Here is a 22,462-nt window from a genome sequence, read left to right as displayed (position 1 = left end):
ATATGATGAGAAACGGCAGCTGCCGGAAGCTATAAAGAAAGGTGGACCACTAAAATGGAAAGAAGAAATGCGTGGCTTTCTTATAAGGAAGCAGAAGAAACAGAAATGGAGAAGCTTGCGAAGGCTTACAGAGAATTTTTGGATAAAGGAAAAACGGAACGTGAATGTGTTGCAGAAATCGTAAAGGAAGCAGAGGCTGCCGGATATGAATCTCTTGAGTCGAAGCTTGAAAAAGGCGAGAAGATCAAGGCCGGTGACAAGGTTTATGCAGTAGGGATGAAGAAGATCGTTGCCCTGTTTCATGTAGGAACCGAAGAGCTTTCCGGAGGGATGAGCATTCTCTGTGCACATATCGACTCTCCGCGACTGGATGTTAAGCAGAATCCTCTGTACGAGGATACGGACCTGGCTTATCTGGATACCCATTATTATGGTGGCGTAAAGAAATACCAGTGGGTGACACTGCCTCTTGCTATGCATGGCGTTGTTGCAAAGAAGGACGGAAGCATTGTGGAGATCAGCATTGGTGAGGATGCGGAGGATCCGGTACTTTACATCACAGATCTTCTGATCCATCTTTCCGGAAAACAGCTCCAGAAAAAGGCAGCAGAGGTTATTGAGGGTGAGATGCTGGATATCCTGATCGGAAGCAGACCTCTTGCAGAGCTTCCGGATGATTCAAAAAAGGATGCGGTAAAACAGAATGTGCTGAAGATTTTAAATGAGAAATATGGTATTGAGGAAGAGGACTTTCTTTCTGCAGAGCTGGAGATCGTTCCGGCAGGAAAGGCAAGAGACTGTGGACTTGACCGCAGCATGATCGCAGCATATGGACAGGATGACCGTGTATGCGCTTACACATCCCTTGCGGCAATGCTGGAGATGGAGGAGACACCGAAGCGTACTGGCTGTTGTCTCCTTGTAGATAAGGAAGAGATCGGAAGCGTTGGTGCCACAGGCATGCAGTCCAGATTTTTTGAGAACAGCGTGGCAGAGCTTCTGGACGGAATGGGCTGCTATTCCGAGCTTGCATTAAGAAGAGCTCTCCGTAATTCCAGCATGCTTTCTTCCGATGTAAGTGCCGGCTATGATCCGGCCTATGGCGAGGCTTTTGAAAAAAAGAATGCAGCATATCTTGGACGCGGTATTGTTCTTAACAAGTTCACCGGGGCAAGAGGAAAATCCGGTTCCAACGATGCCAATGCAGAGTACGTTGCAAGAGTTCGCAGGATTTTTGATGATCACAATGTTGCTTTCCAGACAGCAGAGCTTGGAAAAGTTGATTTTGGTGGAGGCGGAACCATCGCTTATATTGCGGCACTTTACGGAATGGAGGTTATTGACAGTGGCGTGGCAGTGCTGAGTATGCATGCTCCGTGGGAGGTTACCAGCAAGGCAGATGTATATGAGGCATACAAGGCATATAAGGCATTTTTACTTGATGCATAAACGGATGTATAAATGTGCGTCAGTTCTGAAGACATTCAGGTGATCTTTTCGTTACAGATCAATGAGCGGGGATTTCCCGGAAATGACAGAGCAGTCTGCCTGCTGCTGTTTTGGCTTGGAGCGTTCCGACGAGAAACAGCAGTATCCCCTGCAGACTTCGCTCTGTATTTTTTAACCTGATCAGGGAAGCTCTCTGCTTCAATGGCGAAAAGCAATAAGCAGAGGAGAGGCTTGCCTGGGACTGATTTACTTTACAAGGAGTAATTTTATTATGGAAGATGCATTGGTACGGGTAGTAGATCTGTGCAAGGTTTACAATCCCGGAGAAAATGAGGTGCGGGCGCTGGATCATGTGAACCTGGAGATCCATAAGGGTGAATTTGTGGCTATTATCGGACAGTCCGGTTCCGGAAAATCCACCTTTATGAACATGCTGGGCTGTCTGGATGTCCCCACCTCCGGGAAATATTATCTGAATGGAACAGATGTATCCACAATGAAGGATAATGATCTCTCGGTGGTACGAAATAAGGAGATTGGTTTTATCTTTCAGGGCTTTAATCTGATCGCAAATCTTACGGCGCTGGAAAACGTGGAGCTTCCTCTGATCTATCGTGGGATCGACCGGAAAACAAGAAGAAAGCTTGCTGTGGAATCTCTTAAAAAAGTCGGACTTGAGAAACGTATGGATCATAAGCCAAACGAAATGTCAGGGGGACAGCAGCAGCGTGTGGCTATTGCCAGAGCTATCGCAGCCAGGCCGCCGGTGATCCTGGCAGATGAACCAACGGGAAACCTGGACTCTGCATCCAGCAGGGAAATTATGGAAATCCTGAAGGGAATGCACAGATCAGGAGAAACCTTGATCCTGATCACTCATGATAATGGGATCGCGGCTCAGGCCAGACGTGTGGTCCGGATCATGGATGGAAAAATTGAATCAGATACGATCAATGAGGAATTTGTCGAGGAGGCTTAAGAATGAAAAAAGGGAAAAAGATTGTGATCGGTGTGGCAGCAGTGGCTGTTGTGGCAGGCGGTATTTATGCGGCATCCGGTGCAGGCCGCGGGGAAACACAGACTCCGCAGATTGCTGTTACCAAAGCGGAGACAGGAGATGTGGAGGAGATCGTAGATGCAACCGGAACCGTTGTCAGTGATGAGCAGAAGACCTTTTATTCTCCTGTGAACGCACAGATCAAAAGCGTATCCTTTGCAGAAGGTGATACGGTTTCAAAGGGAACGAAGCTGATAGAGTTTGAAGTGAAGGATCTGGAGAGGGATAATCAGAAAGCAGAGCTGAATGTACAGTCCGGACAGTATGATTACAAAAATTCCATCAATAAATCTAATGAGGCCCAGCAGAAGCAGAACAGCGCAAAAGCAAAGGTTTCCAGTCTGGAACATCAGGTAAGGGAGCAGCAGAATTATCTGGCTTCCCTGAGATCACAGCTGGCGTCTGTACAGGCTCAGGCTGCGGCAGATGCGCAGGCACAGGCAAAGGCACAGGCCCAGGCAAAGGCAGAGGCCCAGGCTGCCAGGGATGCAGAGACTCAGAGAGCGTATTCAGAAGCGCTGACTACATATCAGAATGAGACACTTCCGCAGTACCAGAAGGAGTTGGGACAGCTGAATTCCGATTATGTAACGGCACAGAATGCTTATAATCAGGCAGATACCAGGTATCAGATGGCTTTTGCACAGTGGCAGGCAGAGCAGAGCGATGAGAATGCCCAGGTGCTGGATGAAGCGGAAGCAGCAAGAAGTCAGGCAGAGATCACCTGCCAGGAAGCAAAGGAAGCTTATGAGGATAAGAAGGCCAGCCAGCCAAAAATGCCGGAGTATTCTGATTACAGCAGTAGTGCGGCCGGTGATTTTGTTACCGATGGAGCTTCAGAGGAAACACCGGGGCTGACAGATCAGGCATCTGCGGATGCTTCTTCTGCAGGAAGTACAGTGGATACTTCTGCCATTGAGAATGCGATCGAACAGGCAACCTCTGATCTGGCGGATCTGCAGTCGGATCTTGCTTCCCAGAAATCCATTGCAGAGGCGGATTCTGCCAGCCTTACAGAAGAAGAGAAAGAAAAAATGCGTGTCAGCAACAATCTTACTGAGCTGGATGCAAAATCTGCGAAAGAGCTGGTAGAAGAAGGAAAGAAAGGCATTTCGGCGGATTTTAACGGCGTCATTTCCAAATCAGCAGTCCAGCAGGGCGCAGCGGCAACACAGGGAATGGAGCTTTTTACCCTGCAGAATACAGATAAGGTCAGCGTTGATATCAATGTGTCCAAGTATGACTACGATAAGGTAAAGGAAGGACAGAATGCGGACATCACCATTGGGGACAAGAAATATACCGGCAAGGTGACAAAGATCAGTCACATTGCCACAACCAACGAAAAAGGCTCCACACTGATCTCTGCCACAGTGGGCATCGACAAGCCAGACAAGGATATTTTTCTGGGAGTAGATGCGAAGGTAAAGATCTATGCAGAAAAGGCAGAGGATGTGGTAACGCTTCCGGCTGGAGTGGTAAATATCGGCAAGGATGGTTCCTTCTGTTATGTGCTGAAGGATGGTGTGATCACAAAACAGGATATCACTACAGGAATCAGTTCCGAAGATTCTGTTGAGATCACAGATGGAATTAAAGCCGGAGATGAGGTCATCGAGGATCTGGGCTCCCTGGAAGAGGGAATGAAGGCAGAGGCAGCAGCGGCAGACAGTGACAGTGCAGCAGAGACAGGGGAGACTGCTAATGAGTAATATTTATGAATATATCAAAATGGCGATCCATAATATCATGGCCAATAAGGGAAGATCCTTTCTCACCATGTTAGGGATCATCATCGGTATCGCATCTGTGATCGCCATTGTGTCCATCGGTGAGGGTACGAAGAATCAGATGAACAGCGAGATCAATGATATCGGCGGCGGCCAGATCGCTGTTTACTGCAGTGATGATGCCATAGCAGACCAGGTCTGGATCGAGCCGGAAGATATTGATGCAGTCCGGGAGCTGGATGGCGTGGAAGGTGTTAATGTTTCAGATTCCTATACAGGCGAGACCGTAACCGGAAAGGGTGATTTTAATCTTACAGTGACCGGGGAGGCCCAGGATGCCAAGCTGGTGGACAATGCTTCTGTGAAGTACGGAAGCTATTTCGGGCAGAAGGAGGTCGAAGAGGGAAAAAACGTCTGCGTGATCTCCGATGCCGATGCGAAGAGGCTTTTCGGAACGGATGATGTAGTGGGAATGACACTGGACATCACCTGCTATGATCTGACCAAGACATTCCGCATCTGCGGAGTTACCACACAGAAGGAAAACGGAACCTTTGTCAGCTATACTTACGATGGAATGCCGGTGACCATAAATGTGCCTTATACGGCCATGGACGACTTCACCGGAAGCAGCGGAGAATTTTATCAGATCATAGTTCAGGCGGATAAGAGTCTGGATTCCCAGGCAGTCGCAGACAAGATCATAAATCTTCTTGAGAGACGTCACCAGTGTGCCGAAGATGAGTATTTCCAGGTACAGAGCTTCCAGGATGTCATGAAATCCATGAACCAGATGCTTGGCATGGTCACTGCGTTTATCTCTTTTGTTGCGGGAATTTCCCTTCTGGTAGGTGGTATTGGTGTTATGAACATCATGCTGGTGTCCGTCACAGAGCGTACCAGGGAGATCGGTATCCGGAAATCCCTTGGAGCGAAAACCTCGTCCATTATGTTACAGTTCCTTGCGGAGGCAGCGATCCTGACGATCATAGGCGGGCTGATCGGTATTGTGCTGGGGATTGCAGGCGGCTATGGGATCTGTGCGGTGATCAGCAGCAGTATGGGAATGACCATCACACCTGGGATTAGTGCGGGAACCATCCTGGCGGCTACGCTGTTCTCCTGCGCGGTAGGTGTATTCTTCGGAATCTATCCGGCGAGAAAGGCAGCGAAACTGAGTCCGATTGAGGCGCTTAGACGGAATTAAAAAACTGTTGCTTTTGCATCAAAAATAGCAATAAAAAATATTTTTAAAAAAAATCAAAAAAAGTTTCAAAAAACCCTTGACATTTTATAGGTCTTAGAGTATCATACATATTGTTGCAGCGGTGATACGAAATATCACAAAGGAAAAGCAACAAAGATGTGCGTTTAGCTCAGCTGGATAGAGCGTTTGGCTACGGACCAAAAGGTCGGGGGTTCGAATCCTCTAACGCACGCTAATTTAAGAAGCCGGAAACCTTGAAAAATCAATGGTTTCCGGCTTTTTTTTCGTTTTCAGGTTTGTGTAAAAACCTGTGACTTATCTATTTCGGGGATGTTTAAGATTAATTTTTACACCTATGATGGTAATTTAGAAAAACAATCCGCAGTATTTGAAATCAATGTATAAATATTTGTAAGCTAAGGGGCTATCTATTTCCCGACAGCCCCATTTTAAAATATATTGCATCCCGTTTTACGGTCGACGAACGGAGTTTTTGCGGAGCTTTTTGGCTTCATAAAGGTCTTTATCAGCGTGTTCGATGATTGCAGGAATATCTGTTTCCGGGCTTGGCTTGAATTCGGTGATTCCAAGAGAAACCTCCACGAGAAATGGTTTGCCGGATTCTGCATTAAAAGCAGCACATGCATCCCGGACTCGTTTGCGGAAAATATCCTGGAAGTTTTTTTCCTGACAGTTAAGGAGGATCAGGAATTCATCACCGCCAGTGCGGGCAACGACGTCCTGGCTGCGCAGACAGCCGTTAAAAATATTAGCGACACTTCGCAGGGCAAAATTGCCTGCCGGATGTCCCCACGTATCATTGATTTCTTTAAGGTGATCCAGATCAGCGCAGATAATATAGGCGCGCTGATGTTCGCTTTTGCTGCAAAAATTCTTGATCTGTTCAGTGAAACCTCTTAAGTTAAGAAGTCCTGTCAGTTCATCATATTTGGAGATTAATCCAAGTTCCCGGTTACGTTCACGGACAAGCTCAAGATCCCTGGACATTTCCTGACGACGGAGAACTTCTACTTTACTGATTTCAAGATAATGAAGAGAAAGGCCAATCTGCAGGCTTATCACATAGAAGAACGGAAATTCTTCCGGTTGGATATCGCATGCAAGAAGACCATACTGCTTTTCTCCGGAGAAGAGCAGAAATACCATAAACTGGTGACGGTCGTTATCTGCCATTAACTGGCAGATGCCATTTTCAGCGTTTACAGGCTGGCGATCATAAAGATGAAAAGTAGCTGTTTCTTCGTCTCGATAATAGGCAGCAAGCCGAAGATTTTGTGGACATATCCATTCATCATTCTGATGATAGATGACTGGTTCATCCAGAAGAAAGAGGTAAGTACATTTGGTTCGAAGCTCACGCATGTTTTCCATTGCTGACAGAAGAAAAGCATATTCATCATCCATACAGTCATTCAGATTTCTGGCTAAGGAAGGAATAAACCAGGATTTTCTCTGAAAGTTGATCAGTTCAAGTTTCATATTTGTGATTGTGCGATTTAACTTATGAATCTGTTCAGTAAGGTTTACAGGAGTACTGCGGATTTCCGGAATTTTCTCCTGACATCCACAGGATTCTCTGACACATAGAGAAACAGGAACTCTTCGGGACAAAACTTCCTTGCCATCCAGTTTGGCTATCAGATCATAGACAGCCATTTTTCCCATCAGGACGCCATCCTGCTGAACGGTTGTAAGAGGAGGCTCCATACCGGAAGCGCGCTCGCAGTCATCAAAACCAGTAATGAGGATATCCTTGCCAACTTCAAGACCACATTGTTCACACACGCGGTATCCGGAAAATGCCATTTCATCATTTGCAAATACGATGGCCTGTGCATCCGGATTATCATCCAGAAGGTGCTGAACCTGGCGGTCAACAAATTCAGAGTAGTCACCCTGTGCGATCATCTGTGGAGTGACCGGCAGATTGTGCGCAGCCATTCTTTCAAGATATGTGTTTTTGCGTTCATTTGCATCAGTATTCTGAGAAGGACCCGCTACAAAAAGAATTTTTCGACAATGATGCTCATTGATCAGATGCTCCATGACCATGTGGATTCCGTTTTTGTTGTCACAGATCAGGGAATGACAGTTTGGAGAATGAACAATCTCTGTAAGAAATACTGTAGGAATCGAATTAAATTTCAATGCAAATCTTTCCGCAGTTTCATTCTTTAATTGAAGCCCAAGAGTTCCGTAGTTGATGATCAATCCGTCAAGACCACCAATAAGACTGTAATCGTGGATAGTTTTGAATTGATAATCAAAAGAATCTTTGTGAGTTCCACCTAGCAGATCTTCAAAGAAATCTTTGGTCTGTGTTCCGAGAAAAAAACACACATTAACATTTAATTCTCTGGCAGCTTCGGTAATGCCGCGGATATGTTCTTTGGGAAAATAAGTATGCACGCCACCAATAAGAATGCCGATATTGTAGCGATCAGATGTCTTCATTTTTTTTAGGCCTCCATATGCAAGTGAATAAGTTATTTTTTGTATATTATACCAATAATATATCATTAATGCAAAAAAATACATATGAAAAATCTACAAAATAAAGCATAAAAAAAGGAAGAACAGTGTTGAGTTTTTCCTTTTTCGAAACATACCTGATTCTATTAAATTGCGTCCAGTGCCTGAGCGATATCTGCGTCGTGCGCCTGGCGGCGCACGTTTCTTTTATAGGAAAGACAGCCTGCGGCGTTCTCCTAAATAAAAAAATGCCCGCACGGAGGCGGGCATAACGACAAGACGCTTCTTGGATTAGAAGATATAAAAGCCTTCCTCTCCAAAAGCGTCATCAAGTTCGTCATCATTTAGACTTATTCATTTTGAAGAACATACGTGAGACGACACTGGTAACAGTGAAAGAGGCAGTCGAGCAGAGTACGGTCTTCAAGAAAAAAGTCACGAAGGTTTTTATCAATAGTAAAAACACAATGGCGGTGCTAGACATTAACAAGTTTAAGAGACATGGAAGTAGTGCGTTCCATGGAATACTTGTTTCCGCAGGTAGGGCAGAAACAGCTTCCCGCAACTGGTTGATGTAGATAACCTGCAGGCGGTACATTTTGGGAACATTGACCAGTGGCTTGAAGTGAGATAAAAGGAAAGTGATTTTGAAAAAGTAAAAGTGATAAAAAAATTCTTCTATTGTTATTGTATGGAAATGAGATTGCAGAGCTTGCTTGAGCGTGGTAAAATATATAATCATATCTGTATTGAATAAAATCTGAAATTGAGTTACTTAAAAAGTGACGTTGATAAAAATCCAAAAGAGAGTAAAGAATGAATGAAATAGGATATCATGGAACCTGTTCAAAACACAAAGACAGTATAGAAAGCAATGGATTTGATCCTGCGAAATGTAACTATCGTGCTGATCATTGGTTGGGACAGGGAGTATATTTTTTTGACGATTATGAGAAAGCATTATGGTGGTCTGCAACAGCTGTTTTACATAATAACGATTTTGGAAGAGTGATTTTTAGGGCGACTATAGAAGCACCGGATGAAGAAGTATTGGATTTGGATGATAATAAACAACTGGATGCATTTTTCGCTGAGATTATCCAATGCATAGATGAAATTAAAAAAAATTGTTCTGGAAATATGCCTGTATTTGATGATAAAAATTTTCGTGCTCTTTTCTTTGATTATTATAAGCAAAAAAAGAATATCGCTGTTATTACCAGAACATTTCAGAAAGATTATGCAGGTTATACAATGCGAAGAAACAAGAAGGATAAAGAATTACAGAAGAAAATAATGAATATTACAGGCCTTGGATTTAATGAACGTCAAATTTGTGTTTCAAAAAAAGAATGTATTAAATCAACAAAACTAATATATAATGAAGAAGAAGAGGTGATTTAATGTTAGATAAAGAATTGTTCTTTTCATTGTGCGAGAAGTATAATGTTGAATTGAGTAAAACTGCTAAAACTCCTATGATAAGAGATGCAGAGGGAGTGCATGCAATTACAGAGGAAGATGTAAAACAGATTTTGACGCCGCCTCAGAAGTATTTTGATTATTCGAATAACAACATTAATACAAGTAATGTAAAGCCAGAGTTTGATTTTATGGATGATTACGCAACTGCATGCTAGGAGAAAAAATATGGAAGTCAGATCTAAATATGAAAGTGCTCTTATTTTAGACAAAATTGAAATTATAGAAAGTAGCTTTAGAAAAAAAGATGGATCGTTAGATGATCTGGAGTTAGGAGTTCAGGTTGATCATAGTCTGAATAAAATCGGTGATGATAAGTTTGAACTTATTCTTACAACTAAAGTTGCAGATCAAGATGAAAAAGTATGTGTTTGGGTAAAAGGAAGAGCAATATTCAATACTCAGCAGGAAAACATGAGTATTCTTGAAAGAAATGCTATTGCTATTCTGTTCCCATATATTAGAAGCTATATTTCTACCATAACAACTCAGCCGGGAATGGCACCTATTTTATTACCGGCAATGAATATTGTTGCGATGCTGAATGATCAAAAGAAAAATTAACATAAATGCTGTTGACATCAGTATATGGATTATAGTACTCTTAAAAAAGAAAGAAACGGGTTTGTTACCGTACGGCTATTGCCTGGGTGGGGTGCTCGTTTCTTTTTTTATAAAAAATATAGTTGTTGACCTGAAAACTGCATGCTACATAAATTTATAGATATTTATAATCAGAAATGAAGCACTTGTGCATGTGTTATTTATTACTGTTAATCTTACGGAGTGATATCAGGTGAAAGTAAGTAAATTGTGTTGACACTGACATTTGGCCAGAGTAGAATAAAAAAACAGAAAAGGAAAATTTTTGTAAAGCTGTTTGTTTGATACAAGCAGTTTTTTTTACAGAAAAAGTGAACAATAATGAAAGGACAAAACACCTGAAATACAGGTGAATCTATCAGGAGGAAAAAACAATGCCAGGATATCTGATCAAAGATACAACAAAAGAAGAACGTAAACAGATCGTAGAGGAATCTCTGGGAAATATCTCCGCAAACTGTGATGGTTGTATGGCGAGACTTGCGGATATGTATCAGGATTATATTGATGGAAAAAAAGAGATCCGTGAGATCAATATGGAGTTCAATGCCAGATATGTCCGTGGAGATATGGATAAAGAGGAAAAAAGAAGCTGTCCGATGTAGAGGAGTAAAAACAACATGATAAAACTGATTGCAACAGACGTAGACGGAACTCTTGTAAAAGACGGAACCATGACTATCAATCCGGAATATATGACAGTGATCCGGAAGAATGATAAGATCCTGAAGGTACATACACTTCCGGATGAGGCCTGGAAACGTATGCACCATATGGTGAAAGAAAAAATGCCGGAATGTGACTGCTATATTGCCACACCAGAGTGCAGCTATGCGGAGAATGAGAATGGAAGGATGTTCCGGTGGCTGCGGGATTCCTATGGTTATGATATGAGAAAAGTGGCTGATCTTTCTTCTCTTCAGGGAAAACAGGTGCTGAAATTCTCTGTCTATCACCCGGAACGGTGTGAGGAACTTTGCGCACCGTATTTTACACCGGCATGGAGGGATAAGGTAACGCTGGCGGCTGCCGGAAAAGAATGGATGGACAGTACTCCGCCGGAGGGTGAAAAAAGTACAGCTGTCGAATTTATTCAGAAACAGTTGGGAATTTCTCCGGAGGAAACCTGTACATTCGGAGATAACCTCAACGATATCGCCATGCTCCAGAAAGCGGGAATGAGCTACGCAGTAGCCAATGCCAGAGCGGAAGTGCAGACAGCAGCTAAAGGAGTGTGTCCCTCTTATAGTGAAGATGGAGTCTTACAAATTCTGAAAGGGATTGTTTCTGAAAGCGGGAAACAATAAAGATACATAAAATATGTGCTTCCGGTAAAGAAAAGTCACCGGACAGGGGTTGACTTTTAAAAACAATTCTGTTAAATTGAAAAAAATCGAAAATTTCAATTCCATGAGGGAGTAGTTCGCACGTAAGTGTGATTTGTCAACAGACCCGGTTTTTTCTGAAAAACCTGGCAAATCTTAAAGAATGAGACTCATGTATGCTTTGTTATGTTTTATTGCAGCAGGGCATACATGGGTCTTTTTTATGTAACAAAAGAATGCCGGAAAGAATTTTTTCAGCAGGGCAGGCGACAAATGAATCTTCTGGTTATGGGAAATAAAAACAGAAAGTGAGAAGAAAAATGGAAAATCTGGTAAACAGTTCACCGCTGATCCTTGTGTTAGTCTTTCTTGTGATCGGCTTTGCTTTCCTGATGAAGGGTGCGGATTTCTTTGTAGAAGGAAGCTCCAGTATCGCAAAAAGGCTGAAGGTGCCGCCGATCATCATAGGACTTACTATTGTGGCAATGGGAACATCACTGCCGGAAACCGCAGTCAGCGTTACGGCGTCACTGGTCAATAACAATGAGCTTGCGGTCAGCAATGTGGTAGGTTCCAATATTTTTAACCTGATGGTGGTTGTTGGAGTCTGTTCCATCCTGACGCCGATCCTGGTACAGAAGGAAACCATCCGGAGGGATATTCCGTTTTCCATGATCTGTGCGCTCCTTCTTCTGGGGCTTGGAATCCTGGCAGCAGGAGATACGATCGGAATGAGACTTGGTCATCTGGACGGAATGATCCTGCTGGGATTTTTTGCAGGTTATATTGTGGCAATGATCCGAAGTGCCATGAAGGCCAGGGCAGCAGGAAAAAATGTGGACATGGAAGGAATGGAAGAACTGGAAGGAGAAATCGGCATCCTTTCCTGGCCGAAGAGCATCCTTTTTATTGTGGGAGGCGCACTTGCCATTGCCTTTGGCGGAGATCTTACCGTGGATGCTGCCAGCCGCATTGCCATTGATCTTGGAATGAGCCAGACACTGGTGGGACTGACCATTGTTTCCATCGGAACTTCCCTTCCGGAGTTGGTGACTTCCGTGGTTGCAGCCAGAAAGAACGAAGTGGATATGGCTGTGGGAAATGCGGTAGGCTCCAATATTTTCAATATTCTGATGGTTCTCGGAGCTGCATCTGCCATCAATCCGGTGGCACTGATCCGGGAAAATATTATTGATATTGTCATACTTATCGTGTTCTCGCTGATCGTGTGGATCTATGCGGCCACAAAGCAGAGAATTAGCCGGAAAGAGGGAATTTCCATGGTGTGTATGTACCTGATCTATGCAGGGTATATTATCTGGAGATAGCTGCTGTGGGCATGCAGCTGGTCCGACGTGGATAATAGTATCGGATAGGGTTTATACCAATGCAAAATTTATAAGAAAAGCTCCAACTGTATCAATATCGGGATACAGTTGGAGCTTTTCTGCAATTATGCTCATTTGCACTCAGAAGAGAAAGCTTTTTTTGAAGATTCTTCTGAATCGTTCTTCTGATGCGGGGTCATATCATCGCTGTCCGTCATCAGATATTTCCGGACGGCAAAAAGAATGGCGATACCGATGATCCCGATCAGTGTCTGTACAGGATCGAGATGTTCCACGACCATCTGCCTTGCTGTTGCAAAAAGCAGGACTTCGACAACAGTCTGGGCGGAATGGCGGCAGAGCATTTTTACAAACTCCACACCGACTACAAGGGACAGTGCCTGCGACAGGAAACTGGTAAAAAAGCTGGTGTCCATATCCATGACGGAGGTACCGGCAGTTGTAAGGATCAGTCGGAGTCCGGACAGTGCGATCACGATAATGATCACGATGGATAACATGATCTCTGTGTAACGGGCTGTGTTGTATATCAGTTCATTAAAATGCTTGCGGATATTGTGGTTAACTGCGGTTCTGTCTTTCATGGGAAGTTATCCTTTCTTTTTCGCAGAAGCGGGATGATCGATAAAACGGGTTGCAAAATAGCCGAATACGCAGGTGATGACAACCATACATGGCAAAAACAGCCAGAAGCGCTGCTGGCTCATGGTGTTGAACCATGGAGCATTGGCCTGCAGGATCATAATGATGGGCATATGCCACAGATAGATCCCGTACTGGTTCCGTGCCACGAAATACAGTGGACGCAGAAATCTGAAATCCATTTCCGGCAGGAGGGAGAATCCCACAAGTAGTATACTGAGCAGGACCGCCAGGATGGAATGGGCCGGATAACCGGAGGGAGCAGTGCCATAAAGCCCGTGACTGTGATAATAAAAGATCCATACCAGGATCAGTGCGGCGCTTGCAATAGAAACCGGAAGTCCAAGCTTCAGCCGGTAATCCTGCATACGATCTCCGGTCTGCTTCCAGAAAGCGGCAGCAGCCATTCCCAGCACAAAATTATCCAGCGCAGAGAATACCTGACGCTCGTATACAAAATATACAGAGTTATCCGAAATACCGGAATTGTGGAGATAACGGACGACTGCGAACCGGCAGATAACAGTGAAAACAATGGACACAATGGCAGAGACGAGCCAGTTTTTCCGGACTGCTTTATAAAGGAACGGGGCAATCAGATAAAACTGAAAGATCACGCCCATCGTCCACAGCGCACCATTGATGGAACCATGAGTCACCGGGGAAAAGTTCTCCGTAAAAGTATAATACGCCAGGATATGCCGAAGTCCCTCATTGCTGAACATCTGCGTGGACATAAAGATCAGAAGGACCGTGATACATACATAATACTGGGGCATAATGCGGATGCAGCGCTTTTTCATAAAAGCCCGCCAGCCGGGGAGACAGCCTCGCGCCTCCGAAGAAGAAAGGGAAAGATAAATCCCATATCCGCTTAACAGGAAAAACAGTGTAACTCCTACTTCACCTCCAAGAGTCAGAAGTGTGTGGATGGCTGTATGCGACTGCCATGGCTGCCCGGACAGAACGTAGCAGTGATACAGCATAATGTAGAGAATCGCCCCCGCACGGAGCAGATCGATATTTTTGATACGCTTCATAAATAAATCCTTTCCTGAAAAAATAAGTCTGCCCCATGACTGAAACAGGCAGACAGAGATAGGTTCAGTATAGCATGAACGAGGGAGATTGGAAAGCTGTCGGAGGGAAAATTTACTATTGCAAAAACGAACACAAGTTTGTATAATGGAAAATATAAGAAACGAACATATATTCGAAAAAAGAGGAGCGTGAGAAGTGGTGGACATCGAAGAAAGAACACCCGACAAAAAAGCAATACGAGTACATTGCCCGAGTTGCTCCAACAGCAGATTGTTCGATTTGACAGGTGACTGTTCCGGAATCCTCCGGATCAAATGTCCCAGATGCAGAAAAGAGGTGGAGATACAGCTGGCACATTGCAATGAACAGCAATACAGAAGGCAGATCTTTTATTACAGAACACATAAGAGATAAGAAAACCACATAAAAACTGAGTGAGAAGCCGGCCGGCAACTGTAGATTGCGTAAGAGCCAGACTCAAAGCCAGGAAATACTTCCCTGATTTTAATATCAGGGGTGTTTTCCTGGCTTTTTTCTTTATAAGGGGGAAAAGAAAATGAAGAATGAAGAGCAGAAATTATATCAGATCGGAGAATATGTCCGTATATGTCGGAAAAAAGGCGGGTACAGTCAGGAAGAACTGGCGGAAGGCGTAGATGTATCCAAGATGACGATCTCCAGGATCGAAAATGGAGAAAATGCCATGAGTATCCTGCTGTTTTTTCAGATCGTCAGTTTTCTGGGTATTTCGGAAGAAGAAGTTATCAGACTGTTCAGAAACAGTGATAAAGCGTGCAGGGAAGCACAGGATTGGAGATAAAAATATTCGATTCTACATATATGTTACGAAAAATAACATATATGTAATTTAAAAACAAACAGATGTTCGATATTATATAAAGCGTAAAACATATGTTTTTGACTACAGAGCGTAAAGTGAAGGCCAGCTTTACCGGAGATGAAAGAAGGTGGAAAACGAATGAAGATCAAACGAAAGATCAGATTTCCAAGAGATGTACTGATCCGGATGACAGTGCTTATGATCGCACTGACGAATCAGATCCTGGAACTGACAGGCAGAAATCCACTCCCATTTTCAGAAGAAGAGTGGTATCAGATCCTGAGCGGAATGGTAACAGTTATGACTGCTTTATGGATCTGGCTCAAAAATGAAAAGAAAGAAGGAAAGAAATAATGGAAGATAAGAAAAGACGGGAAATAAAAGAAGAAAGAACCGCAGCATCCAAACTGTTTGAGAATGAGGATCATTCTTTTACGAAAGAAATCTATCTGGATGATGTCCATTATCAGGACGAAGAGGGAATCTGGCAGGAAATGGATGATACCCTGACAGAGGAAATGGATGAAGACACAGAAGCAGATCAGGAAGAAAATATGGCAGAAGAATACGCAGCCAGCGAGAGGGCAGAGAAGGATTTTGCCAACAGAAAAGGCAAATGGAAAGTCGTATTTCGTAAGCATTCCAGAAAGCAGGGGACGGTATCTGTTACCAAAGATGCATATAAGATCAGCTGGGCACTGGAAAACGCAGAAAAAGTAAAGGCGGAAGAAACCGGAACGAATGCAGTTCTTTATCCGGATATCCTTCCGGGAACAGACAGCCGTTTCTGTGTAAGAGGAAAGAGCATAAAAGAAGATATCACCCTGAAAACACCGGAAGCAATCGGTTCTTTTACATGGCTCTATCATACCAAAAAACTTCATCCGGTAGCAGGAAATTCCTGCGTAAGATTTGTAAATGATGCAGAGGAAGAGATTTTTGCTGTTGCGGCGCCGTTTATGACAGATTCCGCAGGAAAAAGATCAGAAAATATCGGAATCGAACTTCTGGATGAAGGAAAAAAAGACCGTTGTGCGATCCGGATCACACCGGATGAAGAATGGCTGAAAGATCCGGAAAGAATTTATCCGGTTATTGTCGATCCGATTACGACAACATCAAAAGACGTGAAGGAAATTATTGATGCATGTGTAGATTCACAGGATGCAGCGGGTACTGATCGTGAAGGGATGTATTTAAAAACCAGAGGTGGTGATATTATTCAGAGAAGTTATCTGAAATTTAAACTGCCGATGATCAAAACCGGAGATATGGTAATCAATGCACGCATGCTGATGGTGTCTCTTGCAAAAGATGGAAAAGAAAGAACTGTTCAGGTTCATCGTGTACTGCAGGATTGGGATTCTGCCAATCTTACGTGGATGAACAAGCCTATGTATTCGGAAACAGTTGAAGATATATGTAAGTTTACCGGAGATGAACAGAAATATATCAGCCTTGATATTACACGGCTTGTGAAGGAATGGTATCAGAATGGACGTAACTATGGTGTATTACTTAGGGACAGTTATGAACTTTCGGGATATACAGCGTATCTTTCATCAGATTGCGACAGTGATTATACGAATATGCGTCCGAGAATCGACATTTCCTACGTAAACTACTCCGGCCTTGAGGACTACTGGACATATCACAGCCAGGAAGCAGGACGTGCAGGCACCGTGTACGTGAATGACTACAACGGAAATGTGATCATGCAGCATAATACAATGGAAACAGGCGGCTCACTGATGCCGATGGGGCTGACACAGGTATACAACAGCAATGATAAAGACATCGATATCGGTTACGGATATGGAGTCCGTCTGAATTATCATCAGACGATCCGGAAAGTCACTATTGCAGGAACGGAGTATTATAAACATACAGATGGAGATGGTACAGTCCACTATTTTGTATATGACAGTACAAAAAAGAAATGGAAAGAGGAAACCGGCCTGGATCTGGAACTGATACTGAAAACCGGAGATTCCGATATTGCCTATGTGATCAAAGATAAAGAAGAAAACTGCCTGAACTTCATGACAGCAGGATATTTACGATCTATTTCAGACCGACATGGAAATACACTTAGCCTGAAATATACCAACCTGCGTATTGCATCCATCGCAGACGGTGCAGGCCGTATGACAACACTGGCTTATGATACGGACAGTGCAGGAAAAGCAAATCATCTGATAAAGGTAACAGGACCAGATCAGAAAAGCAAGACGTTTGCATATACCAACGGATGTCTTACATCAATCACAGATATTGATAATTCCAAGACCACATATACCTATACAACAACCCGTCTGCTCCAGAAGATCCGTAATGTTGATGAAAGTGAAGTGCATTACGACTATTACAGCCAGAATCCTTACAGAGTAAAAAAGATAACTGAGTACGGAAGAGGAAGTAAAGAAGGAAACAGCCTGCGGCTTACCTATGGATACAACAGCACAAAATTTACAGATCGAAAAAACAGAAGTGAGATCTTACGATTTGACAATTCAGGAAACCTTCTGCATGTGCATGATGGATTTGGCCATGCGGCAAGTGCAAGATACAGCAAGGATAAAAATTACACCAACCGTCTGCAGAATGAAACAAAACTTCAGTCAAATATCATCCAGCTGCTGAAGGATCCGATCATTCAGGCAAAGACACTTGGCTGGAAATCCTATGTATCCGATGAAAAAAATATCAAAGCATCGGTCAATACCGACAGTCAGAATGTAAAAACAGGGACAAGATCCCTTCAGCTTACCAGCGAGGTAAGTAATCAGTTCTGCAGCTGGTATCAGGAAGTTTCGCTGAGAAAAGGTGCGACCTATACATTCTCCATGTATATGAAAGCTGTCATAAGTGAGATTGGAGAAAATGGAAGATGTTTTGCACGAGTTGAATATCATGATAAAGATGGAAAAAATGTCTATGCGGTAAGTGAAGGAATCAAAAAAAGTACCGGTGGGTTTATACGTCAGAAGGCAACATTCAAGGTACCGGAAGATGCGGCCGATACAAAAGTAAGAGTATTTTTATACATGTATCGGGTAAAAGGAACAGTTTATGGAGACATGGCACAGCTGGAGTGCGGAACAACTGCAAACCGCTGCAATCTGATAGATAATGGAGATTTTTACTTTGGGAGTACGCAGGGCTTTACCGGCTCGGGAACCACGCTTGCAGATGAACTGACAACAGTGGGAACCAGCGTATATATTCCTGTCAGATATGCAATGATGGTGATCACAGATTTTGCGGATGTTTATATAACACCAAAGGTGTCTGCAGAAACAAAGATCACAAGTATCTTCAAGAATGAATGTGTGGTGGCAATGGCATTTCTGAAAGATGCCAGTGGAAATCTCTGGTACTATGTGAAAACAAGGAACGGGCAGAAAGGATATGTCAGATCAGAGTCTCTGTGTATTTATATGCCGGGAGGAAGCGCCAGCAATTCCGCATGTACTGCAGTTGAGAATGCCATTCTCCGCTCCGCCCCATCTGCATCAGCAATACCGGTACAGGAAGGGATTGAAAAAAATACCTGTTTGGCATTACGCTCATCTGTAAAAGATTCCAGTGGAAACAAGTGGTATGAAGCAGGACTGGATATTGACGGAAAAAGATATTATGGCTATATTTCCGCAGATTCTGTAGTAAGACTGGCAACAAACACGCCGTATGGTTACACATATGCACCGGTGAACTGCTATACGACTCCATCTACAGTCAGTGGGCTGGTAACACTTCCCAAAGATAAAAGAATCCGTATACGGGGAACAGTTACAAAGAATAACGGAGAAGTATGGTATGCGTTTATGCCTGAAAATACAGAAGAAAAAAAGTTTGCTTATATCCTAAATACAGCTCTTACGATATCCAAAGCTCCGGTAACAGACCGTGAAGCAACGGCCAAAGTAAATGAAAGGGTGCCGGGACTTGACAATCATATTTTCAAATTTGTTGGAGATTATGAAAGTGAAAAACGTCTGGTCAAAAAACTGGATCTCACAGGAAAAAAAGGCGATACCTACATGGTGAATGCCTGGGGATTCGGAACAACACTTCCGGAATCTTCTGTGGATAAAGGTCGCAGGTTTGGTGTGGAAGTTGTATTTATATCTGCAGATGGAAAGACAAAAGATACACACTACAGTAATTTCAGTCCGGATATTCTGGACTGGCAGTTCTTGAGTGATGTGTACGTGGCAAAAAATGATTATGCAAGTATTCAGGTAGCGTATACATACTGCCATAATGCCAATCATGCGTTTGTAGATGGCATTGCGTTATTCCGGGAGGAGTTCGGACAGACATATACTTATGATGCAGAAAATAATCTCATTTCTGTTACAGATGCTCAGAAGAATCGGCAGAAATTTGAGTACAATGCGACTGGTGATGTAACCGGGATCACAGACCCGAAAGGAAATAATTTTAAGTATGAGTATGATGCAAAACGTCGTCTGCGAACCGCAACTTCTGCCGAAAGAGTCAGATACCGTCTGAAATATGACACAAAAGGAAACATTGTGGAAAGTGGCTGTATTGCTGCGTCAGATACCACAGAGACAAAGGGCACCTGGGTGGCCCGTAAATTCACAGAGAAGAAAAATCATGTAGCAGGCGTTACGGATACAGAGGGAAATACCGTATCCTATGAGTGGGATGAAACTACAGATCTGCTGAAATCACTTATAGATGGAAGAGGAAATAAGATTTCCTACAGATACGATGCCGCACAGCGTCTCAGTGCAGTAAGCCAGAAAGTAACAATTGGAAATGTACAGAAAACAGTGACCAATGCGTATACCTACAAAAATGACAGACTTGCGTCCATCAGCCATAATGGATTTGCCTACGGATTTACCTATGATGCATTTGGAAATATGCTGCGAGCTTCTATTGATAAAAAAGAAACGGATGCAGAATATTCTCATGAACTTGTCAGATATGAATATGAAGAGAAAAACGGAAATCTTGCAAAGACCATTTACAGCAATGGAGATTATATCCGCTACGAGTATGACAGTATGGATCGTATCCAGATGAGCTATTATCACAGTGCCAGTGCGTCTGCAGAAAAAAGAATGAATCATTATGTGTATGACCGAAGCGGAAATCTTGCAAAAGTACAGGCATACCTGGCTGGAAAAACCTATGATCTGGAATATGATTTCCTGGACAGGCTGATGCGTGTTACAGATGAATCCGGACAGAGATACCAGTATTTCTATGATGCAAATAATAACATGACAGAGCTTCGCGTATATTCTGATGAATATGGAACAAAAACAAATTACAGCTATGATAAAGACAGCAGAGAAACAAAAACAAAGATCATGAGCGGAAAAGAGAGAACCGTTACTTATGATTCCTGTGGAAGAGTTGCAAAAACAGAGTGGAATACCACAAATCCTTTAACTCTGACATATGGATATTATTCTCCGGATAAACAGGTCGGTACACTTCCAAGAAAAATAACGGTAGGTTCCAGAACCCTGAGTTATACTTATGATGCAAACGGAAATATCACGGCGATCACAGATACCAAAGGTTCCAGTACAGTAAAAGAATCCTATATATACGATGAGCTGAACCGTCTGATCCGGGAAAACAGCCAGACGCAGAAGAAGACATTCACCTATGAGTATGATCTGGGTGGAAATCTTGTAAAAGTATGTGAGTATCCATATACAACAGGAACGCTTCCAACAAAACCATCTGCAACAGAAACCGGAACCTTCGGACAGGTATGGCGGGATAAACTGATGAAGTGGAATGGTGTAGTCATGCAGTATGATTCAATTGGAAATATGACCCAAAAAGGAAATACTACATTTACCTGGACACAGGGAAGAAAGCTGGAGTCTGTCAATAACGGGAAAAAGATCCGATACTATTATGACCATGCCGGAAATCGAGTAAAGAAAACCGTTGATAATGTAACAACCGAATACTGCATGGCAGGAGATCTTCTGGTAACAGAAAAAGGTGAGGGACGCCGAATCTGGTATTACTATGATTCCGCAGCAAATCCTGTTTCAATGCGAGTGTCAGGAAAAGACTATTTTTACGTAAGAAATCTCCAGAATGATGTCATTGCACTGATTGACGACACCGGAGAGACTGTAGTAGAATACAAGTATAACAGCTGGGGAAAAATCCTGAGCATCACCGGTAGCAAAGCCGGCACCATCGGAAAAACAAACCCGTTCCGCTACAGAGGCTATTACTACGACGAAGAAACCGGAATGTACTATCTGAAGAACCGGTATTATGATCCGGAGATCCGGAGATTTATCAGTGCGGATTCGTATAAAGTTGTAATGTCTTCACTGAAAACATTAGATAATAGAAATTTGTTCTCATATTGTGGACAGAACCCTATCAACAGAAATGATGAATATGGTGCAATATGGAATCTAATTGCTAGTTTTGCAGTAGGGGCAGGAGTGTCTATTGGATGTCAAATTGTTTTAGAACGTAAATCGTTAGATGAAATAAACTGGGTAGAAGCTGTAGTATCAGGAATGAGTGCAAGTATGAATTTGTTAGGAATTGGTAATGCATTAACTAGTACGGTAATTGATTTTGCTGGAAATTTAGCAAGCAATATGTATGATACACCTGATTTTTCAATTGCAGTTATTAATGCTGCAACAGATACAGTCTTTGGAATTGGATTAAATGGTGCAATGGAGTTTTTTAAATGGGATGATGGAGCTTCGCTGGTAAAAGCAAAAAATACATATATATCAGTGTGCAAAGAAATATCAGAAACAATAAAAGATCCAATTGACGCTATTCCACATATGATTAGAGAGGGAAATAGATATTCAAAAAAGGTAAGTAGAATAGCAAATGTTAATAATAAAAGAACCGCTATGAGTAGTGTTATTTTGAGTAAAGCGCCCAGTGTAAGAGACTTTGTAGTTTCAAGAGGTCGTTTAGCAGGAGGGGGGTATCTTTATAAAGGGGGGAGAATATATCGGTTTAGAACATACGAGTATAGAAATAAATATTATGATGTTTATATCTGAAGACAGGAAGTAAATCATTTATATACTATAAATGAGCAAGTTCGTGATTTTGCATAAAAGAAGAGACACCTCGATTCCGGATGTTGTATAATGAAAGTGACGAAACAAACATTTTCAACATTTACGAAAGAAGGTGTCTCTCGCAAATACTATACATCATTCTGTATTCATATACAACCATCTTATGAGTA

Annotated in this window: 16 protein-coding genes, 1 tRNA gene and 1 pseudogene; 14 read left to right on the top strand and 4 right to left on the bottom strand. The window is 42.9% G+C overall.

Features of this window, described 5'->3' with window-relative positions:
• The first annotated feature begins 54 nt into the window (after positions 1-54).
• From DWX61_RS14110 to DWX61_RS14090, 5 genes are all read left to right on the top strand, one after another.
• Positions 55-1,449: an aminopeptidase gene (locus DWX61_RS14110; RefSeq protein WP_022427054.1), complete on the top strand. Its 1,395-nt coding sequence runs from the start codon at positions 55-57 to the stop codon at positions 1,447-1,449.
• A 271-nt stretch (positions 1,450-1,720) separates the two neighbouring features.
• Positions 1,721-2,428 (top strand): ABC transporter ATP-binding protein, encoded by a 708-nt coding sequence (locus DWX61_RS14105; protein WP_021650257.1) that lies wholly within the window; start codon positions 1,721-1,723, stop codon positions 2,426-2,428.
• 2 nt (positions 2,429-2,430) lie between these two features.
• On the top strand, positions 2,431-4,218 hold the full coding sequence (locus DWX61_RS14100; RefSeq protein WP_118625940.1) for an efflux RND transporter periplasmic adaptor subunit: 1,788 nt from the start codon (positions 2,431-2,433) through the stop codon (positions 4,216-4,218).
• Positions 4,211-5,443, top strand: coding sequence for an ABC transporter permease (locus DWX61_RS14095; protein ID WP_118625938.1), 1,233 nt, complete (start codon positions 4,211-4,213; stop codon positions 5,441-5,443). The genes DWX61_RS14100 and DWX61_RS14095 overlap by 8 nt, the downstream gene beginning before the upstream one ends.
• 158 nt (positions 5,444-5,601) lie before the next feature.
• Positions 5,602-5,675 (top strand) — tRNA-Arg (locus DWX61_RS14090).
• Positions 5,676-5,914: 239 nt separating this feature from the next.
• Here the strand turns inward: DWX61_RS14090 and DWX61_RS14085 are convergent.
• Together DWX61_RS14085 and DWX61_RS19700 are read right to left on the bottom strand one after the other, a co-directional pair.
• Complete coding sequence (locus DWX61_RS14085; RefSeq protein WP_118625936.1) at positions 5,915-7,918, bottom strand: diguanylate cyclase domain-containing protein; 2,004 nt, start codon at positions 7,916-7,918, stop codon at positions 5,915-5,917.
• A 361-nt stretch (positions 7,919-8,279) separates the two neighbouring features.
• Positions 8,280-8,493 (bottom strand): annotated as a pseudogene (locus tag DWX61_RS19700) (transposase zinc-binding domain-containing protein); the annotation flags it as partial.
• Positions 8,494-8,752: 259 nt separating this feature from the next.
• Between DWX61_RS19700 and DWX61_RS14075 the strand changes: the two are divergent.
• The 6 genes from DWX61_RS14075 (at position 8,753) to DWX61_RS14050 (ending at position 12,674) form a co-directional block, all read left to right on the top strand.
• Complete coding sequence (locus DWX61_RS14075; RefSeq protein WP_118625934.1) at positions 8,753-9,340, top strand: poly(ADP-ribose) polymerase family protein; 588 nt, start codon at positions 8,753-8,755, stop codon at positions 9,338-9,340.
• Positions 9,340-9,576, top strand: coding sequence for a hypothetical protein (locus tag DWX61_RS14070; protein WP_005424066.1), 237 nt, complete (start codon positions 9,340-9,342; stop codon positions 9,574-9,576). The genes DWX61_RS14075 and DWX61_RS14070 overlap by 1 nt, the downstream gene beginning before the upstream one ends.
• A gap of 10 nt (positions 9,577-9,586) precedes the next feature.
• On the top strand, positions 9,587-9,982 hold the full coding sequence (locus tag DWX61_RS14065; RefSeq protein WP_015543171.1) for a protein-export chaperone SecB: 396 nt from the start codon (positions 9,587-9,589) through the stop codon (positions 9,980-9,982).
• 413 nt (positions 9,983-10,395) lie between these two features.
• The gene (locus tag DWX61_RS14060) at positions 10,396-10,626 is read left to right on the top strand and encodes a hypothetical protein (protein WP_021650258.1); all 231 of its coding nucleotides are present in this window, start codon (positions 10,396-10,398) and stop codon (positions 10,624-10,626) included.
• A 15-nt stretch (positions 10,627-10,641) separates the two neighbouring features.
• Complete coding sequence (locus DWX61_RS14055) at positions 10,642-11,328, top strand: HAD hydrolase family protein (protein WP_118625932.1); 687 nt, start codon at positions 10,642-10,644, stop codon at positions 11,326-11,328.
• 338 nt (positions 11,329-11,666) lie between these two features.
• A complete protein-coding gene (locus DWX61_RS14050) occupies positions 11,667-12,674 on the top strand; it encodes a calcium/sodium antiporter (RefSeq protein ID WP_118625930.1) in 1,008 nt (335 codons plus the stop codon).
• 131 nt (positions 12,675-12,805) lie between these two features.
• Here DWX61_RS14050 and DWX61_RS14045 read toward each other — a convergent pair whose 3' ends face one another.
• Positions 12,806-13,279 (bottom strand): transporter, encoded by a 474-nt coding sequence (locus DWX61_RS14045; protein ID WP_118625928.1) that lies wholly within the window; start codon positions 13,277-13,279, stop codon positions 12,806-12,808.
• A gap of 6 nt (positions 13,280-13,285) precedes the next feature.
• Entirely contained in the window at positions 13,286-14,377 is a 1,092-nt protein-coding gene (locus tag DWX61_RS14040) for an acyltransferase family protein (RefSeq protein WP_118625926.1), read from the bottom strand.
• 557 nt (positions 14,378-14,934) lie between these two features.
• On the opposite strand from DWX61_RS14040, the gene DWX61_RS14035 reads away from it, so the two are divergent.
• The 3 genes from DWX61_RS14035 to DWX61_RS14025 all read left to right on the top strand — a co-directional run bounded on the left by DWX61_RS14035 (position 14,935) and on the right by DWX61_RS14025 (position 22,271).
• Positions 14,935-15,198 carry a helix-turn-helix transcriptional regulator gene (locus DWX61_RS14035; protein ID WP_118515082.1) on the top strand — a complete coding sequence of 88 codons (264 nt, stop codon included), beginning with the start codon at positions 14,935-14,937 and terminating at the stop codon, positions 15,196-15,198.
• Positions 15,199-15,357: 159 nt separating this feature from the next.
• Positions 15,358-15,573 (top strand): phage holin, encoded by a 216-nt coding sequence (locus DWX61_RS14030; protein ID WP_173723443.1) that lies wholly within the window; start codon positions 15,358-15,360, stop codon positions 15,571-15,573.
• A complete protein-coding gene (locus DWX61_RS14025) occupies positions 15,573-22,271 on the top strand; it encodes a DNRLRE domain-containing protein (protein ID WP_118625924.1) in 6,699 nt (2,232 codons plus the stop codon). The genes DWX61_RS14030 and DWX61_RS14025 overlap by 1 nt, the downstream gene beginning before the upstream one ends.
• Positions 22,272-22,462: the final 191 nt, after the last annotated feature.

This window comes from Ruminococcus sp. AF20-12LB (genome assembly GCF_003478985.1).
GTDB lineage: Bacteria > Bacillota > Clostridia > Lachnospirales > Lachnospiraceae > Blautia_A.
Note: the sequence above shows the minus strand (reverse complement) of the source record. Positions and strands in the feature narration are given on the sequence as shown.

Bases quoted from the DNA above. Each gene is read 5' to 3' on its own strand.
- DWX61_RS14030 (WP_173723443.1), top strand. From the start codon at position 15,358: ATGAAGATCAAACGAAAGATCAGATTTCCAAGAGATGTACTGATCCGG.
- DWX61_RS14050 (WP_118625930.1), top strand. From the start codon at position 11,667: ATGGAAAATCTGGTAAACAGTTCACCGCTGATCCTTGTGTTAGTCTTT.
- DWX61_RS14055 (WP_118625932.1), top strand. From the start codon at position 10,642: ATGATAAAACTGATTGCAACAGACGTAGACGGAACTCTTGTAAAAGAC.
- DWX61_RS14040 (WP_118625926.1), bottom strand. From the start codon at position 14,377: ATGAAGCGTATCAAAAATATCGATCTGCTCCGTGCGGGGGCGATTCTC.
- DWX61_RS14100 (WP_118625940.1), top strand. From the start codon at position 2,431: ATGAAAAAAGGGAAAAAGATTGTGATCGGTGTGGCAGCAGTGGCTGTT.
- DWX61_RS14060 (WP_021650258.1), top strand. From the start codon at position 10,396: ATGCCAGGATATCTGATCAAAGATACAACAAAAGAAGAACGTAAACAG.
- DWX61_RS14085 (WP_118625936.1), bottom strand. From the start codon at position 7,918: ATGAAGACATCTGATCGCTACAATATCGGCATTCTTATTGGTGGCGTG.
- DWX61_RS14025 (WP_118625924.1), top strand. From the start codon at position 15,573: ATGGAAGATAAGAAAAGACGGGAAATAAAAGAAGAAAGAACCGCAGCA.
- DWX61_RS14070 (WP_005424066.1), top strand. From the start codon at position 9,340: ATGTTAGATAAAGAATTGTTCTTTTCATTGTGCGAGAAGTATAATGTT.
- DWX61_RS14105 (WP_021650257.1), top strand. From the start codon at position 1,721: ATGGAAGATGCATTGGTACGGGTAGTAGATCTGTGCAAGGTTTACAAT.
- DWX61_RS14075 (WP_118625934.1), top strand. From the start codon at position 8,753: ATGAATGAAATAGGATATCATGGAACCTGTTCAAAACACAAAGACAGT.
- DWX61_RS14095 (WP_118625938.1), top strand. From the start codon at position 4,211: ATGAGTAATATTTATGAATATATCAAAATGGCGATCCATAATATCATG.
- DWX61_RS14065 (WP_015543171.1), top strand. From the start codon at position 9,587: ATGGAAGTCAGATCTAAATATGAAAGTGCTCTTATTTTAGACAAAATT.
- DWX61_RS14045 (WP_118625928.1), bottom strand. From the start codon at position 13,279: ATGAAAGACAGAACCGCAGTTAACCACAATATCCGCAAGCATTTTAAT.
- DWX61_RS14110 (WP_022427054.1), top strand. From the start codon at position 55: ATGGAAAGAAGAAATGCGTGGCTTTCTTATAAGGAAGCAGAAGAAACA.
- DWX61_RS14035 (WP_118515082.1), top strand. From the start codon at position 14,935: ATGAAGAATGAAGAGCAGAAATTATATCAGATCGGAGAATATGTCCGT.